Source organism: Sulfuritalea hydrogenivorans sk43H (assembly GCF_000828635.1).
In the GTDB taxonomy this organism is placed as follows: domain Bacteria; phylum Pseudomonadota; class Gammaproteobacteria; order Burkholderiales; family Rhodocyclaceae; genus Sulfuritalea; species Sulfuritalea hydrogenivorans.
On record NZ_AP012547.1, the window covers coordinates 3,393,196 to 3,409,165 of the forward strand.

The following is a 15,970-nucleotide window of genomic DNA, read 5'->3' on the forward strand; positions in this document are numbered from 1 at the left end:
TTGCCGCCGGAAAGGCGCCGCCGGAGCCAAGGCGACCCGCCACGCAACGCATTGCCGATCGGGCTTTGGCGTACAATGGCCACTAACTAAGGTAATAGACCCACAGCCGCGGCAAGGAGGTCGCGTGAGCGACGATGGCGACGACGAATTACGATTCATCAGCGAAGACGACGGTGACGACGCGGCATCTCCGCCGACGGCGCGCAGTTGGAGGGTACTGCTGGTCGACGATGACGCGGATGTGCATCTGGCAACGGTGTATGCGCTGGGCGGGACAACGGTTCTCGGGCGCCGCTTGCAGTTTCTGCACGCCCACTCGGCCGCCGAGGCGATGGATCTGGTGCGGCGGGATGGCGATATTGCCGCGGCCCTCATCGATGTGGTCATGGAGAGCAACGACGCCGGCCTGCGCCTGGTGAAATTCATCCGCGAGGAAGCCGGACTGCTCGACACGCGCATCGTCCTGCGCACCGGCCAGCCGGGTTACGCGCCGGAAGACGAGGCGGTGCGCGACTACGACATCAACGACTACAAGACCAAGTCGGAACTCACCGCCGGCAGGCTGTATACGACGCTGACCTCCGCCCTGCGCTCGTATTCCCAGATACGCACGATCAACGCCAACCGGCGCGGCCTGGCGATGATCGTGCGCGCCAGCGCCGAATTGATGACGGTGCTGGACATCGGGGAGTTCGCCGCATGCGCGATTTTCCAGGTCGCCACCCTGCTCAACCTGCCGGTCGAAGGCATGGTCTGCGCACGCGATGCCGGGTCCGGCGGCGGCTTCCGCGTTGCCGCGGGAGTCGGGCGCTTCGCCCGGCATCAGGGGGAGGCGCTGGATGCGCTTGCCGACGCGAATCTTCGCGGCAGGATTGAGGAGGTCGCAAGCAGGCGGCAAAACGCATTTCCCGCCGACTGTGCCTTGCTGTTCGTCAGCTCCAGCCTCGGCCGCGACCTGGTGATTTTCATCGAGACGCCGACACCCCTTGAAGACAACGAACGCCAGCTGGTGGAGGTCTTCTGCACCAACATCGCCGTCTGCCTGGACAACGTCACGCTGGTTGCGCGCCTGCAGGACCACGCCTATTTCGATCCGCTTTCGCGCCTGCCCAACCGAACCCATTTCATCGAGAAGATCAAGGAAGTCTTTGCCTTGGGCGAGGCTGCGGCGCTGACCCTGGCCGTGGTCGATATCGACCATTTCGCCGAAGCCAACGATGCCTTCGGCTACCACTACGGCGACCGGCTGCTGCACGCGATTTCGGTTCGCCTCAACGCGGCGGTGGGGCCGAACGTGGTGCTTGCCCGGATCGCGGGCGACGCCTTCGGCCTGCTGGGCGACGACGAGATCGTCAACCCGACCTTCCTCGGCGAATTGTTCCGCACGGACTTTATGGTCGACGGCAACCCGCACACCGTATCGGCCACCTTCGGCCTGGCGCGCCTGTCCGAAGTCGACTCGGTGAATTACGCGATGCAGGACGCCAACATTGCGCTGAAGCGGGCCAAGCTGGAGCACCGTGGGCACTACTGCTATTACACACGCAGCATGGGCGGCGAAATGCGCGCGCGCGTGCGCCTGATGCAGGACCTGCGCCAGGCCCTGGGCGGCGGCAGCCTCTACCTGCTGTTCCAGCCCCAGATCAGCCTCGGCGACGGACAGCCGGTAGGCGCCGAAGCCCTGTTGCGCTGGCTCACCGAAAGCGGCCAGCTGGTGCCGCCCGATCAGTTCATTCCGCTTGCGGAAGATTCGGGGCTTATTGTCGCCATCGGCGACTGGGTTCTGCGCGGCGCCTGCCAGCAACTCGTCGCACTGAAGAATGCCGGGGTCGGCCAGTTCCGCATGGCGGTCAATGTGTCGGTGGTGCAGTTCCGCCATCCCGACTTCATCGGCATGCTGGAGCGCGTGATTGCCGAAACCGGGGTCGACCCGGCCAATGTCGAGCTGGAAATCACCGAATCGGTGGCCATGCTCGACCCCGAGCGCATCGTCACGCTGCTCAACCGGATCAAGGAGTTCGGTTTCACCGTGGCGATCGACGACTTCGGCACCGGCTTTTCCTCGCTGGCCTACCTGCAGCGGCTGCCGGTGGACCGGCTGAAGATCGATCGCGGCTTCGTCGGCCGCATCGCCTTCGAAGGCGAGGGAAAGAACATCGCCGAGATGATCATCGACCTCGGGCGCAACCTCGGCATGGGCGTGATTGCCGAAGGCGTCGAGGATGCGGCGCAGGCGGACTACCTGCGCGCGCGCGGCTGCCACGAAGCGCAGGGCTTCCTCTATGCCCGTCCGCTCGACGCCGGTACCTTGCTGGAATGGCTGAGGGAACGCGGCGGCTGAAGAACCCTCAGGATTCGAGAACGCGCAGCTCGGCGTTGGTGTAGCGCAGCCGGCTGGCCAGCACGCTGGCGATGCCTTCCATGAGCTTCAGTCCGATCTTCTTGTGGTCTTCGGAGAACTTGTCGAAGGCGCGGCGCGACAGTACATAGAGTTCGGTATCGACGAAAGCCACGGCATTCGCCGAGCGCACCTCGCCGTCGAGGAAGGCCATTTCGCCGAAGAAGGCGCCGCGGCCGAAGGTGCCGAGGTGGTGCGACATGCGGTCGGACAGCGGCAGGACGATGCGCACCGCGCCACGCCGGATCAGGAACAGTTCGTCGCCGGCATCGCCGCGAGAAAATATGGCCTCGCCGGCCTTGACGCTGCGTTTCTCCATGCACTGTTCGAGCTCGGCCAGGGTCTGCTCCTTGCGTCCGGCGAACAGCTCCACTTCATGCAGTTCCAGCGCGGTTTCCTCGTCGCGCGACAGCGCGGCTTCATGGATGATGCGATCCTCGACCCATTCCAGCGCGTCGTCCAGCTCCGGAAACACGCGCACCGGGCTGTCCGAACGGATCAGGCCGACCTGGTCGAAATACTGCTGCAGGTCGCGGCCCGACGGCAGGTTGGGCGGGATCTGGCTGAAAATCAGGAAGCCGTGGCGCTCGGCCAGCATGTCCTTGACCTGTTCCAGCAGATGCGCCGCGGTGACATCCACGGTCTGGATGCGACGCATGTCGAGGATCAGGAAATCGCGCGTCTTCAGGTCCTGCTCCAGGCTGCGATAGAGCTGGTCCGCCGTGCCGAAGAACAGGCTGCCCTGCAATTCGATGATGGCCGCGCGGCTGCCGTGGGCCGTGAGGATTTCCATTTCCTCGTGGGTACGCACGCGCTTGGAAAAGGTCTCGTTGCCGAGCAGCTTGCGGCGGATGATCGAGCCGCCGATCTGCTCGCGGATGAACAGCACCACGGCGAGCACGATGCCGACGCCCGAGGCCGCGATCAGGCTGACCGTCAGCGCGGTGACCACCACGGCCGCGATCACGCCGAAATCGAGGATGGTCGAGCGCTGCTTGAGATAGCCAAAGCTGTGGCGGTCGATCATGCGCGCGCCGACCACGATCAGGATCGCCGCCAGCGCCGGTACCGGCACCCAGGAGATCAGCGCGCCGAGCAGCAGAAAGGCCACCAGCGCCAGGACGCCCTCGATGAAACCCGAGTAGCGGGTCAGCGCGCCGCTCGACATGTTCACCAGCGTCGCGCCCATGGTGCCGGCGCCGGGCATGCCGCCGACGACGGCCGAGGTGATGTTGCCCAGGCCCTGGCCGATCAGTTCGCGGTTCGAATCGTGGCGCGAACGGGTCAGCGCGTCGAGCACGACACAGGTCTTCAGCGTGTCGATCGAGAGCAGCACCGCCAGGGTCAGCGCCGGCATGAGCAGCACCGCGAGATCCGCCATGCCGAGCTGGCCTGCGCCTGTCCAGCGGCCGGCCATGGCGTCAACAAAGCCGCCGCCCGCGCCACCCGAGCCACCCAGGGGACCGATCACCAGCGGATTGCGCGGGTCGAGCAGCGCCGCATCAAACAAGGCCAGGCCGAAGTAGCACAGCACGCCGGCCAGGAGCGCCAGGATCGCCGCCGGCACGCGCTGGGTGAGGCGCGGCGCGAACAGCATGGCGAGCATCGTCGCCGCGCCGACCGCCATGCCCTGCCAGACCCACAGCGCCGGGCTCGCCAGGGCGTGCCCCAGATGCGTGCCGGCGGGCGCGCCGAGAAACTTCGGCACCTGGCCGGAAATGATGTAAAGGCCGACACCGGACAGATAGCCGCTGACCACCGGATAGGGCATGTACTTGATCAGCCGGCCGAGGCCGATGCTGCCGAAGATCACCTGCAGCACTCCCGCCGTCAGTCCCAGCGCGGCCAGCAGCACGGCCACCGCGGCGGCATCCACGCCCTGCTGGATGCGCTCGATCGCGAACGCGGTCAGCACGGCCGCCGCCGGAGCGCAGGGAGCGGAGATGAGCCGGTTGGTGCCGCCCATCGACGACGCAACCAGCCCCATCGCCGTCGCGCCGAGAATTCCGGCCAAGGCCCCGTAGGCGGCATAGGAGCCGCCGAGTGACGCATAGATGGTGACGCCGAACGCAATCGCCGAAGGCAGCGCCACCAGCATCGCCGCAAGGCCGCCCCAAAAATCGCCGGCCAGGTTTTCCAGTTTGGGCAGTTTCATTTTCTTTCCCGCTAACGCTCATGGCACCAAGCGCCACCCGTTGTCAGCCCTTGCCGGCAGTCTACCCCCGTTCCAGATCGCTGCGTTGCCCACGTGTGATGGAACGTCCGGACTTCGAAAAGCGATACAGGCACTGCGCCGAAAAATTGCCGTCCTGACTCGCGAGGCCGGAGTGTTGTAAGCTTCACTCCACAATTCAAACCAGCACCCCGGAGGAGACACCCATGAAGAAAGCACGCACCCTGCTTGCCGCTGCGGCAGCACTGACCATCGCCGCCACGGCACAGGCCCAGGAATTCGTCACTGTCCTCACCGGGGGCACCTCCGGCGTGTATTACCCGATGGGCGTTGCCCTGTCGCAGGTCTATGGCAAGGCCATGCCCGGCGCCAAAACTTCGGCCCAAGTAACCAAGGCCAGCGCGGAAAACCTCAACCTGCTCCAGGCCGGGCGTGGCGAAATCGCCTTCACTCTCGGCGATGCGCTGAACGAAGCCTGGAAGGGCAACGAGGAAGCCGGCTTCAAGACGCCGCTGAAGAAATTGCGCACCATCGCCGCGATCTACCCGAACTACATCCAGATCGTCGCCAACGCCGATTCCGGCATCAAGACCCTGGCCGACCTCAAGGGCAAGCGCGTCGCCGTCGGCGCGCCGAAGTCCGGCACCGAGCTCAATGCGCGCGACATCTTCAAGGGCGCCGGCATGAGCTACAAGGATTTCGCCAAGGTCGAGTACCTGCCCTTCGGCGAATCGGTGGAACTGATGAAGAACCGCCAGCTCGACGCCACGCTGATCTCGGCCGGCCTCGGTGTCGCCGCCATCCGCGACCTGGCCACGTCGGTCAAGATCGTCATCGTGCCGATTCCGGCCGACGTGGTGGCGAAGATCGGCGAAGCCGCCTACCAGCCGGGCACCGTGCCGGCCAACACCTACAACGGCCAGACCGAAGCGACGGCGACGGTGGCGATCCAGAACTTCCTGGTCAGCCATGAAGGCGTGTCGACCGATGCGGCCTACAAGATGACCAAGGCGATCTTCGAACACCTGCCCGAACTGCACGCTGCGCACGCCGCGGCCAAGGCCATCACCAAGGAAAATGCCGCCAAGGCGCCGCCGGCCCCGCTGCATCCGGGCGCCGAGAAGTACTACAAGGAAATCGGCCTGATCAAGTAAGGGAGCATCGCCGTGACCGTTCATAGCGCCGCCCCCGATCACGGCCAGGAAGAGTTCTCCGAGCACGGCGTGCAACGCCGGCTCGGCGGCGGCTGGCTGACGGTTCTCACCGGACTGGCCCTGACTTTTTCCACCTACCAGCTGATCGTCGCCGCATTCCACCCGTTGTCCAGCCTGGTGATTCGCAGCCTGCATGTCGGCTTCCTGCTGTGCATCACCTTCATCCTCTATCCGGCCTTCAAGAACTCCGGCCGGCTGTCGAAAGTCGGCGCTGGCGACACGGCGCTGGCTTTCGGCGCACTGGCACTGTCGACCTACCACTGGGCGTTCGAGGCCGAGCTGATCCAGCGCTCGGGCGACCCGAGCACTGTCGACCTGTTCGTCGGCACAGCGCTGGTGATCCTCACCTTCGAAGCGGCGCGGCGCATCCTTGGCCTTGCGCTGCCCATCGTCTGCGGGCTGTTCCTGCTCTACGGCGTGTTCGGCCACCTGCTGCCGGGCAGCCTCGGCCATCGCGAGTATGGCTTCGACCAGATCATCAACCAGCTGGCGCTCGGCACCGAAGGCATTTTCGGCATCCCGACCCTGGTATCGGCAACCTACATCTTCCTCTTCATCCTGTTCGGCTCGTTTCTCGAACACGCCGGCATGATCAACCTGTTCAACTCGCTGGCGCTGGGTTTCGTCGGCCACACCAAGGGCGGCCCGGCCAAGGTCTCGGTGATCTCCTCGGGACTGATGGGCACCATCTCCGGCTCGGGCGTGGCCAACGTGCTGACCACCGGGCAATTCACCATTCCGCTGATGAAAAAGTTCGGCTACTCGGGCATCTTCGCCGGCGCGGTGGAGGCCACCTCGTCGATGGGCGGGCAGATCATGCCGCCGGTGATGGGCGCGGTGGCTTTCATCATGGCCGAGAACATCAACGTGCCCTACGCCGACATCGTCCAGGCAGCAGCGATTCCGGCCATCCTTTATTACCTGACCGCCTTCTGGATGGTGCACCTCGAAGCCGGGCGCAAGAACCTGGTCGGCCTGCCCAAGGCCGAGTGCCCCAATCCCTGGCATGCGATGCGCGACAACTGGTATCTGCTGCTGCCGCTGGTGGTGCTGGTGTGGACCCTGTTCAACGGCTTCACGCCGATGTTCGCCGGCATGATCGGCCTGGTGCTGACCGCCGTGCTGATCCTCGGCGCGGCCATCGCCGCGCGTGTTTCCAGCGCGGCCTTCCGCTACGTATTCTGGTTTGCGCTGGGCCTCGCCGCCGCGGTCTTCGTCAAGAACATGGAAACCTGGGGCATCTTTCCGCTGCTGGCGCTGATCGCCGCGCTGGTGGCGCAGACCTTCGCCCTCAAGGGCGGCATGAAGACCCTGCACCTGCTCAAGATGAGCCTGGTCGAGGGCGCACAGCAGGCGCTGCCGGTGGGCGTGGCCTGCGCCATCGTCGGCGTCATCATCGGCGTGCTGACGCTGACCGGCGCGGCGTCGAGCTTCGCCGGCTTCATCCTCAGCGTCGGCGAAAAAAGTTTGTTCCTCTCGCTGGTCCTGACCATGCTGGTGTGTCTCGTGCTGGGCATGGGCATCCCGACCATCCCCAACTACATCATCACCAGTTCCATCGCCGCGCCGGCGCTGCTCAAGCTCGGCGTGCCGCTGATCGTCAGCCACATGTTCGTCTTCTACTTCGGCATCATGGCCGACCTGACGCCACCGGTGGCGCTGGCCGCCTTCGCCGCCGCCTCGATCGCCAAGGAGTCGGCGATGAAAATCGGCTTCAAGGCGGTGCAGATCGCCATCGCCGGTTTCGTCATTCCCTACATGGCCGTGTATACGCCGGCACTGATGCTGCAGGGCGACTGGACCTTTGCCGCCGTCGCCTACATCGTGTTCAAGGCGGTGGTGTCGATCATGCTGTGGGGCGCGGCGGCCATCGGCTTCATGTTCGCCTCGCTCAACATGGCCGAGCGCATCTTCGCGGCGGCGGCGGCTTTCCTGCTGGTCGCGGCGATCCCGCTGACCGACGAGATCGGCTTCGTCATGAGCGCGGTCTTTGTCGTCTGGCATCTGCTGCGCAGCCGGCAGGCTGCAGCGCGCCGTCCTGCCAGCGCCGACTCCGACGCCTGATGCTGTGCCTCGCGGCGGGCGCGGTCAGCGCCGTGCTCGCCATCGAGGGCTTCACCCTGAGCTGGATGCATTCGATAGAAAAGATCCGCTGGGAGGAAGACTGGCGCATCGAAGGCAAAACACTCGTGCTCAAGGAAGCCCGCATCCGCGGCAGCGGCGCCGGCATGGAGCCGCCCGAAGGCGCGGTGCTGAAGAACGGGGTCTGGCATTACCGCCCGCAACTGCCGCCGCAAACCGTACTGCGCCTGTCGCATTCGCCGCATGCCGGCGGCTACACGCTATGCACCGAGACCCTCTGCCGCCCGCTTGCGGATCATCTGCCGGGGATCGACAATAATGCCGTGATCGAACTACGGGAGTGCACGCCGTGAAGCCTTGCTCCGCCATCCTGTCCGCACCCGGCTTTTCCATCGGCATCCGCTGCAACGATGACGAAATCACCGAAATCACCTACCTCGAACCCCAAGCCGAGATCGCGCCGAAAACCCCGCTGGCGAAAGAAGCCGTGCGCCAGTTGCGCGCCTGGCTCGCGGACCCGGCCTTCGAATTCGGCCTGCCGCTGGCGCCGGCCGGCACGCATTTCCAGCGCAAGGTCTGGGAACGGATTTCCGCGATCCCGGCCGGCCAGACCATGAGCTACGGCGAAGTCGCCGCCGCTATTCGCAGCGGCCCGCGCGCGGTGGGCAACGCCTGCGGCGCCAATCCCTATCCGATCGTGGTGCCTTGCCATCGCGTGATCGCGGCGAATCAGGCGCTGGGCGGATTCGGCAAGCAGGGCGGCGGCTTTCTGCTCGACATCAAGAAATGGCTGCTGCTGCACGAACATGCCGGCTTCTGACGCCGCGCTGATCGACGAATTCATCGACGCGCTGTGGCTCGCCGACGGACTCTCGAAGAACACGCTGGCGAGTTACCGCAGCGACTTGGCGCTGTTTGCCGACTGGCTGGCAAGGAACAATTCATCGATAGTCGGCGCTGACGAGACGGCGATCAACGCCTATCTCGCATATCTGAACACCCGCCCCGGCGGCATCAAGTCCACCAGCCAGCGGCGACTGATGGCGACGCTGCGGCGCTGTTACCGCTGGCTGCTGGACCAGGGCCGATTGCAGGCCGATCCGCTGCTCAACATCGACAAGCCGCCGACAATCTCGCGCTTCCCGAAAACGCTCTCCGAAAAGCAGGTGGAAGACCTGCTCGGCGCGCCCGACGTCAATACCCCGCTCGGCCTGCGCGACCGCGCCATGTTCGAGCTGCTCTATGCCACCGGACTGCGCGTCAGCGAACTGGTCGGCGTGCGCCTGTTCGAGGTGAGCCTCAACGACAACGTGGTGCGGGTGATGGGCAAGGGCTCGAAGGAGCGCCTGGTGCCGCTCGGCCAGATCGCCGCCGAGTGGCTGCAGCGCTACATTGCCGGCGCGCGCGGCGAGCTGCTCAAGTCGCATGTGTCCGACGCCGTGTTCGTCACCACGCGCGGAGCCGCCATGACGCGGCAGATGTTCTGGACCCTGGTAAAAAAGTACGCCCTGCGCGTCGGCATACCGCAGGAGCGCATTTCGCCGCACGTGCTGCGCCACGCCTTCGCCACGCACCTGCTGAACCACGGCGCCGACCTGCGTGTGGTGCAACTGCTGCTCGGCCATGCCGACATTTCAACGACGCAGGTGTACACCCATGTCGCCCGCGAGCGGCTCAAGCAGCTGCATCATCTGCATCATCCGCGCGGCTAGCCCGCGCAAGCGTGCCGCTGCAGCGCTTGCAGTATCTCGCCGCTCGCCTTGTCCTGAACAAACGCCACCACTCCCAGATCGGCGCGCTTCCAGCCCGCATCCAGCGCGACCTGCCGGCGCAGCGATATGCGTCCGCTGGGGTCCGGAGACAGCGGCCCGATCAGCCGGCGCACCACATAGTCGTGGCGCAGGGTCTTGCCGCTGTTCTCGCCGGCGCGCACCTGAGACTCCAGATTGTTCTCGTACACCGCGAGCCATGCCTCGGCCCCGGCGTTCGCCGCGGAAATCCCGCCATCCAGCGCCAGGTGCCCGGCCGTCGGCACCCCGAGTTCGAGGAGGATGCGCAGACCGGTGGCGGCAGCCCCGGCACCATCAAGCGGACTTCCGGCACTGCGCCAGTCCCGCCCATTGCGCAGAAATTGCGGCGTGTAAACCATGCGTGAGCGAGCCAGGCCCGCCATCACCTGCTGCCGCTGGGTGTACTGCGGGTTGGCAAAGCGATCAACCCAGCCGAGGCGATCCCAGTAATCGACGTGGAAGGCCAGCGGCACGACGCGGCCAGCATGGTCGGCCCGGGTCTTGAACTGCGACAGCCTCCGATCAGCCGGCGGGCAGCTGTCGCAGCCTTCCGAGGTGTAGAGTTCAAGCAGCACCGCGCGCTGTGCGCCGCTTTGCGCGACGCAGGGCGGCGCCGCCGCGTGCGTGCCGGCGGCCGCCGACAGCCAGGCAAGAATCGCCACTGCGGACATGCGTGCGTTCATGACGGGTCTCCGATAGGACGCATACGGCGTCCATGGATTGGACGTTGAAAACCCCGATTCCTTACACGAGCCGAGCGTAAAATAAATACCATGAGACACGAAACCAACATCCCCGAAACCCCGGCGACCAAGTTCCTGCACAAGCACGGCGTCGCCCACTCCAACCATCTCTACGAGTACGAGGAGCATGGCGGCACCGGTGTATCTGCCCGCGAACTCAACGTTCCCGAACACGCGGTGGTCAAGACGCTGGTCATGGAAGACGAAACCGGCAAGCCACTGATCGTGCTGATGCACGGCGACCGCAAGGTATCCACCAAGGAATTGGCGCGCCAGATCGGCGTCAAGAAAGTCGGTCCCTGCAAACCCGAGGATGCCCTGCGCCACACCGGCTACATGGTCGGCGGCTGCTCGCCCTTCGGCACCAAGAAGGCGCTGCCGGTGCATATGGAAAAGACCATTCTCGACCTGCCGCTGATCTACATCAACGGCGGCAGGCGCGGCTATCTGGTCGGCGTCCATCCGCACGACATCCTGCGCGTGCTGCAGCCGAAGATCGTGGAGTGCGGACTGAAGGAGTGATTCTTTTTCCCGCAGATTTCGCAGATTTTCGCAGATGGATCAACACGCATGGCGCGCCATGCCCATTACTCGTCGAGCTTCCCGGCGATGGCATCCAACCCAAAGAATTTCCGAATTTAAATCTGCGAAATCTGCGGACAAAGACTTTCGAAGATGATCAGCGCGACCTGTAGGTCGGCAGCCTGAGCCGCCAGCGGATCGCCGCCAGGCGCAGGCCGAGCACCACCGCACCGCCGGCGGTCGCCGCCGCCGCATCGCCCCAGCCCAGTTGCAGGGCCCCGAGCAGGGTCAGCGCGCCGAGCCAGGAGGCCGTGGCGTAGAGAGTTCCCGGCCGCATCACCAGCGGCACTTCGTTGACCAGGATGTCGCGCAGCATGCCGCCGACGACGCCGGTGATCACGGCCAGCAGGGAGGCGGAAAGCCAGTGCACGCCGGCCGCGACCGCGATCTGGCAACCGACCACGGTAAACAGCGCAAGTCCGACCGCGTCCGGCACCACGAACAGGCCGGCGCGCACCCGGATGCGACGCGCGAGGACGAAGGTGAGGCCTACCGCAAGCAGACCGCAGAACAGATAGGCGACATCGCCCAGCCAGAACACCGGACGATTCAGCAGCAGGTCGCGCAGGGTGCCGCCGCCGAGGCTGGTCGCCAGGCCGACAATCACCGCGCCGACCAGGTCCATCTTCTTGTCTTCGGTTTCCAGCACCGCCGAGGCGGCATTGACCGCCACCGCGGCCATGCCCAGAGCGTAGATCAGTTCGGCCGGCGCCGGCAGCGGCGTCATCGCGAACGTTCGATCTGCACGCCGACGCGGCGCACGCCCTTCATGATGCCCATCTTGGCGATGCTGATCTTGACCCAGGGCGCGCCGAACTCGTTGAGCAGCAGGCCGATCACGTATTCGCCGAGCGTCTCCAGCAGGTTGAAATGGCGCGTCGCCAGTTCGGCGCGGATGCGGTCGATCACCGCGTCGTAGCGAATGGTCTTGTCGATGTCGTCATCCTGCGCCGCCTCGTCGGGCACGCCGAAGGTGAGGCTGATCTCCAGCGTCTGCGGCGCCGCCTTCTCGCGCTCGAAAATGCCGACATGGGCGTCGACCCGCATGTCGTCGATGAAGATGAAGTCCATCACAGCTCCAGATTAGAATTCAGGGCATTCTAGGGAATCCGCAATGAACCTGCTCGTTTCTGCCGTGCTGGGCTATCTGCTCGGCTCCATACCCTTTGCCGTGATCGTCTCGCGCGCCTTCCGCCTGGCCGATCCGCGCAGCTTCGGCTCGGGCAATCCGGGCGCCACCAATGTGCTGCGCAGCGGCAGCAAGGCCGCCGCCCTGCTGACGCTGATCGGCGATGCGGCGAAGGGCTGGCTCGCCATGTTCATCGCCCAGAGAGTCGGCGCCGGCGAGACGGCGATTGCGGTCGCCGGCCTCGCCGCCTTCCTCGGTCACGTGTTTCCCTTCACCCTCGGCTTCAAGGGCGGCAAGGGCGTGGCCACAGCGCTGGGGGTGCTGCTGGGTTTCTCCGGCGTGCTGGCCGGCATCACCGCCGGCATCTGGATCGCCGTGGTGATTTTCACGCGCTATTCCTCGCTGGCGGCGCTGGCCGCCGCCGCCGCCGCGCCCGCGCTGACCTGGTGGCTGCTGGGCCGATCCGAAGTCATTGCCGCGGTTGCGCTGATGTGCGCGGTGCTGATCTACCGGCACAAGAGCAACATCCGCAAACTGGTCGCCGGCACCGAAAGCCGCATCGGCGGCAGGAAGCGGAGCGTCGAATCCTGACAGCGAAGCCAGCGAATCAGCTTACCGGCACATACACGATCGCCGCCGATCGCAGATGCTGAACATAGGCGCGGTCCGCGCCGCCGATGTGGCTGACCAGCCAGTTTTTAACCAGGGCCGTCATTTCCACGCTGATGTCCTCGCGGATCGAATGCCCCTTGATTTCCGCCAGATCGGCACAGAACTTCCGGTGTTCCGCAACATGGGCCTCCATGTCCGGATAGTCATGCAAGCGCAGCAAGGCCTCTTCAACGGCGAAGTGGATGTTCACGAAATTGGTCAACTCGACGAGCGCGAAATGTACGGCCGACCATTTGTCGTCCGAGCTTATGGCCAGTTCGAGGCGCGCCACGACATCAAACAGCACCCGGTGCTGCAGGTCGATCTCGTGAATTCCAATCAGTAGATTGTCGGCCCAGTTCGGCGGCGGTCCCATGTATGTCTTAGGTAATATATTGATCGGCATTCTAGCCTGAGTCCGCGTCCAGGTTGCAACCGCGCAGTGAAGATATTCGACTGCTTGCCGCGCCTTATAATCATCATGTGAAATAGTATCGCGCCGACCATATTGCATATTTCGATTCAGGAACGCCGCCATGGATGATCTGGATTTTTCAGGCAAACCCGCCGCTCCCGCGCCGAAGCCCGTCGCCAAGCCGAGCCCGCCAGCAGAGCCGGCCTCGCCCTACGAGCCCAGGCTGGCCCTCGCGTTTTTCAAGATTGCCGGAACGCTGGAGCAGTTTGCCGCCGGCAAGCAGATTTTTGCCGAAAACGAAAAAGCCGGTGGCTTGTTTTCCAAGGGCGCCCGCATCTATCTGCTGCTCGACGGCGACGTCGCGCTGACGCTCAAGGGCAAGCCGTTGGAACTGGTGCTGCCCGGCGAAATCTTCGGCGAGATGGCGGCCATTGCCGACATGCCGAGAAGCGCCACGGCAACGGCCCGCAAGGCTTGCCGCGTGCTCTCGCTCGATGAAAAGGCATTCCTGCAATCGCTGCAGCAGATGCCCGAATTTGCCCTGATGCTGATGAGCGTCATGGCGCAACGCTTGCGCCGCAGCCTGGTCAAACTGGCCGAGGCCCCAAAGCCCCCCACTGCGGCGCTGGAGCAGAAGAATTCGCTGAACGGAAAGATCCTGTCGGAACTGCAGCATGCGCTCGGCGATCCGCTGCCGACCACGGCCCCCGCCGGGCAGAACGTCGTCACCCAGGGCGCGGTCGGCGCCTGCATGTTCGTCGTCACCAAGGGCCGCATCGCGATATCGGTCGATGGCAAGGTGATCGAACATGTCGGTCCCGGCGGAGTTTTCGGCGAAATGGCACTGATCGAGCGCGCCGGCCGTGCCGCCACCGCCACCGCCGAAGCCGAGAGCGCCTGGCTGCTGGTCGCACGCAATGATTTCCTGTCGATGGTCAAGGCGAACCCCGCGTTCGGCATTGCGCTGCTGCGCGCCATGGCGGGGCGCGTGCAGCACGTCGGCAACCTGCTGCGCGAGGCAGGCTAGGAAAGCTGATCCAGCGGCCAGCGCGGGCGCACCGCGAACGCACCACGAGCCGCCACGGGCACTTCTCCCTGCAGCAGGCGCTGCGCACCGCAGAACGCAATCATTGCGCCGTTGTCGGTGCACAACTCCAGCGCCGGATAAAACACCCGGCCGCCGATTTTCGCCATGGCCTCGTCCAGCCGCTGGCGCAGGCGCCGGTTGGCGCCGACGCCGCCGGCCACCACCAGCGATGAAAGTCGGTGCTGGCGGCACGCCGTCACCGACTTGGCGGCCAGCACTTCGGTCACCGCTTCCTGGAATTCGGCGGCGAGGTCGGCTTTCTCCGACTCGGTCAGTTCCTTTGCGCGCGCCGCCGTCAGCACCGCCGTCTTCAGACCGGAAAAGCTGAAGGACAAGTCGCCGCTGTTCAACATCGGACGCGGCAACTTGAAGCGCCCCGCCGTGCCTCGCTCCGCCAGCTTTGCCAGCGCCGGCCCGCCGGGATAGCCCAGCCCGAGCAGCTTGGCGGTCTTGTCGAAAGCCTCGCCCGCCGCGTCGTCGAGCGATTCGCCGAGCAGCTCGTAAGCGCCGACGCGCGTCACGCGCATCAGCTGCGTATGCCCGCCGGATACCAGCAGCGCGATGAAAGGGAATGGCGGCGCGTCGTCGGCCAGTAGCGGCGAAAGCAGATGGCCTTCGAGGTGATGGACCGGCAGCGCCGGCACATCGAGCGCCATGGCCAGCGCCTCGGCGAAACTGGCGCCGACCAGCAAGGCACCCGCCAGCCCCGGCCCCGCCGTGTAGGCAATCGCGTCGATGTCGCGCCTCGTGCAGCCGGCATCGGCCAGCACGCGCTCCAGCAGCGGGATCAGGCGGCGGATGTGGTCGCGCGAGGCGAGCTCCGGCACCACGCCGCCGTAGGCCTCGTGCATCGCCACCTGGGTATGCACGGCATGGCCGAGCAGGCCGCGCCCGGTATCGTAGAGCGCGACGCCGGTTTCATCGCAGGAGGATTCGATGCCGAGGACTTTCATCGCCGGCATTCTACCGGGCGGCTACTGCCATCCGAGGTCGCGTTCCACCTGCTTCCGGTAAACCTCGATCAAGCCCTCGGCCTTCATCTGCTTCAACACGGCCGCCAGGCGCGGCGCCAGTTCCGCGTGCTTCTTGTTGACATAGGGATAGGTCGGCACGGTCTTGCCGATGCTGACGACCTTGCGCACATTTGCGCCCTTGAATTCGGGCTGCTGGAGTTCCTGCAACACGTAAACCTCCAGATCGCAGTACAGGTCGGTGCGCCCGGCGATCAGCTTCTTCAGGCCTTGCCCCTGGGTCAGCACGTCGGAAATCTGCTCAGCGGCAACGACCCCCTTCACCGCGGTCTCGCAGAGCAGAATGCCGCGCCGGTATTCCACGCGATAGCCGGTGCCCCGCATATCCTCGATCCGCGCCAGGCGCAAACTCGGGTTGGCGGTAAAGAAGGAAAAAACCAGATCGGCCAGGGACTCTTCCACCCGGACCAGATTCGGCCGGCTGTCGCCATAACTGTAGATGCGCGAGGTCTCCCCGTCGATGACACCTTCCTCCACCAGGGCCGCACGCCGCGCCAGCGAGTAGTGCTCGAACTGCACCGGTATCCCCAGGCGCCTGAAGGCTTCCCTGTAGATCAGCGTCACCCATCGATTGCCATAGTTCGTCGGCTCGCCGTCGACGCCCCAGACGAAAGGTTTTTCCGCCGCGGTCACAGCCTGGCTCAGGGCGGATGCGCCCGGCAACGACAGAGCGGC

General features: G+C 65.2%; 16 protein-coding genes. 9 read left to right on the top strand and 7 right to left on the bottom strand.

The features are described 5' to 3' along the window. The first annotated feature begins 124 nt into the window (after positions 1 to 124). On the top strand, positions 125 to 2,341 hold the full coding sequence (locus SUTH_RS16115; RefSeq protein ID WP_041100698.1) for a putative bifunctional diguanylate cyclase/phosphodiesterase: 2,217 nt from the start codon (positions 125 to 127) through the stop codon (positions 2,339 to 2,341). A gap of 7 nt (positions 2,342 to 2,348) precedes the next feature. Here the strand turns inward: SUTH_RS16115 and SUTH_RS16120 are convergent, their stop codons facing one another. Continuing rightward, positions 2,349 to 4,553, bottom strand: coding sequence for an SLC26A/SulP transporter family protein (locus tag SUTH_RS16120; protein WP_041100700.1), 2,205 nt, complete (start codon positions 4,551 to 4,553; stop codon positions 2,349 to 2,351). 224 nt (positions 4,554 to 4,777) lie between these two features. On the opposite strand from SUTH_RS16120, the gene SUTH_RS16125 reads away from it, so the two are divergent. The 5 genes from SUTH_RS16125 to xerD are packed head-to-tail and all read left to right on the top strand — an operon-like array spanning position 4,778 to position 9,579. Then, positions 4,778 to 5,725 carry a TAXI family TRAP transporter solute-binding subunit gene (locus tag SUTH_RS16125; RefSeq protein ID WP_052473718.1) on the top strand — a complete coding sequence of 316 codons (948 nt, stop codon included), beginning with the start codon at positions 4,778 to 4,780 and terminating at the stop codon, positions 5,723 to 5,725. A gap of 12 nt (positions 5,726 to 5,737) precedes the next feature. Continuing rightward, complete coding sequence (locus SUTH_RS16130) at positions 5,738 to 7,849, top strand: TRAP transporter permease (RefSeq protein WP_084207458.1); 2,112 nt, start codon at positions 5,738 to 5,740, stop codon at positions 7,847 to 7,849. Next, on the top strand, positions 7,849 to 8,220 hold the full coding sequence (locus SUTH_RS16135) for a DUF1850 domain-containing protein (RefSeq protein WP_041100702.1): 372 nt from the start codon (positions 7,849 to 7,851) through the stop codon (positions 8,218 to 8,220). Before SUTH_RS16130 ends, SUTH_RS16135 begins: the two co-directional genes overlap by 1 nt. Then, positions 8,217 to 8,687 carry a methylated-DNA--[protein]-cysteine S-methyltransferase gene (locus SUTH_RS16140; RefSeq protein ID WP_197539608.1) on the top strand — a complete coding sequence of 157 codons (471 nt, stop codon included), beginning with the start codon at positions 8,217 to 8,219 and terminating at the stop codon, positions 8,685 to 8,687. The genes SUTH_RS16135 and SUTH_RS16140 overlap by 4 nt, the downstream gene beginning before the upstream one ends. Then, on the top strand, positions 8,674 to 9,579 hold the full coding sequence (gene xerD, locus SUTH_RS16145) for a site-specific tyrosine recombinase XerD (RefSeq protein ID WP_041100706.1): 906 nt from the start codon (positions 8,674 to 8,676) through the stop codon (positions 9,577 to 9,579). The genes SUTH_RS16140 and xerD overlap by 14 nt, the downstream gene beginning before the upstream one ends. On the opposite strand, the gene SUTH_RS16150 is transcribed toward xerD, so the two are convergent. Beyond that, positions 9,576 to 10,340, bottom strand: coding sequence for a DUF1223 domain-containing protein (locus SUTH_RS16150; RefSeq protein ID WP_041100708.1), 765 nt, complete (start codon positions 10,338 to 10,340; stop codon positions 9,576 to 9,578). The genes xerD and SUTH_RS16150 overlap by 4 nt on opposite strands. A 90-nt stretch (positions 10,341 to 10,430) precedes the next feature. On the opposite strand from SUTH_RS16150, the gene ybaK reads away from it, so the two are divergent. After that, on the top strand, positions 10,431 to 10,922 hold the full coding sequence (gene ybaK, locus SUTH_RS16155; RefSeq protein WP_041100710.1) for a Cys-tRNA(Pro) deacylase: 492 nt from the start codon (positions 10,431 to 10,433) through the stop codon (positions 10,920 to 10,922). Between the two features lie 157 nt (positions 10,923 to 11,079). Here the strand turns inward: ybaK and SUTH_RS16160 are convergent, their stop codons facing one another. After that, the gene (locus SUTH_RS16160; protein WP_041100712.1) at positions 11,080 to 11,709 is read right to left on the bottom strand and encodes a trimeric intracellular cation channel family protein; all 630 of its coding nucleotides are present in this window, start codon (positions 11,707 to 11,709) and stop codon (positions 11,080 to 11,082) included. Next, the gene (locus tag SUTH_RS16165) at positions 11,706 to 12,053 is read right to left on the bottom strand and encodes a dihydroneopterin aldolase (protein ID WP_041100714.1); all 348 of its coding nucleotides are present in this window, start codon (positions 12,051 to 12,053) and stop codon (positions 11,706 to 11,708) included. Before SUTH_RS16165 ends, SUTH_RS16160 begins: the two co-directional genes overlap by 4 nt. 43 nt (positions 12,054 to 12,096) lie before the next feature. Between SUTH_RS16165 and plsY the strand changes: the two genes are divergently transcribed. Next, positions 12,097 to 12,702, top strand: coding sequence for a glycerol-3-phosphate 1-O-acyltransferase PlsY (gene plsY, locus SUTH_RS16170; RefSeq protein ID WP_041100716.1), 606 nt, complete (start codon positions 12,097 to 12,099; stop codon positions 12,700 to 12,702). A 16-nt stretch (positions 12,703 to 12,718) separates the two neighbouring features. On the opposite strand, the gene SUTH_RS18705 is transcribed toward plsY, so the two are convergent. After that, positions 12,719 to 13,300, bottom strand: coding sequence for a bacteriohemerythrin (locus tag SUTH_RS18705; RefSeq protein ID WP_084207459.1), 582 nt, complete (start codon positions 13,298 to 13,300; stop codon positions 12,719 to 12,721). Here SUTH_RS18705 and SUTH_RS18710 point away from each other — a divergent pair. Next, positions 13,299 to 14,204 carry a cyclic nucleotide-binding domain-containing protein gene (locus tag SUTH_RS18710; RefSeq protein WP_052473720.1) on the top strand — a complete coding sequence of 302 codons (906 nt, stop codon included), beginning with the start codon at positions 13,299 to 13,301 and terminating at the stop codon, positions 14,202 to 14,204. The genes SUTH_RS18705 and SUTH_RS18710 overlap by 2 nt on opposite strands. On the opposite strand, the gene tsaD is transcribed toward SUTH_RS18710, so the two are convergent. Both tsaD and SUTH_RS16190 read right to left on the bottom strand, forming a co-directional pair. Beyond that, entirely contained in the window at positions 14,201 to 15,217 is a 1,017-nt protein-coding gene (gene tsaD / locus SUTH_RS16185; RefSeq protein WP_041100718.1) for a tRNA (adenosine(37)-N6)-threonylcarbamoyltransferase complex transferase subunit TsaD, read from the bottom strand. The two genes, SUTH_RS18710 and tsaD, sit on opposite strands and share 4 nt — an antisense overlap. Positions 15,218 to 15,238: 21 nt before the next feature. Continuing rightward, positions 15,239 to 15,928 (bottom strand): type 2 periplasmic-binding domain-containing protein, encoded by a 690-nt coding sequence (locus SUTH_RS16190; RefSeq protein ID WP_148312957.1) that lies wholly within the window; start codon positions 15,926 to 15,928, stop codon positions 15,239 to 15,241. Positions 15,929 to 15,970 lie beyond the last annotated feature (42 nt).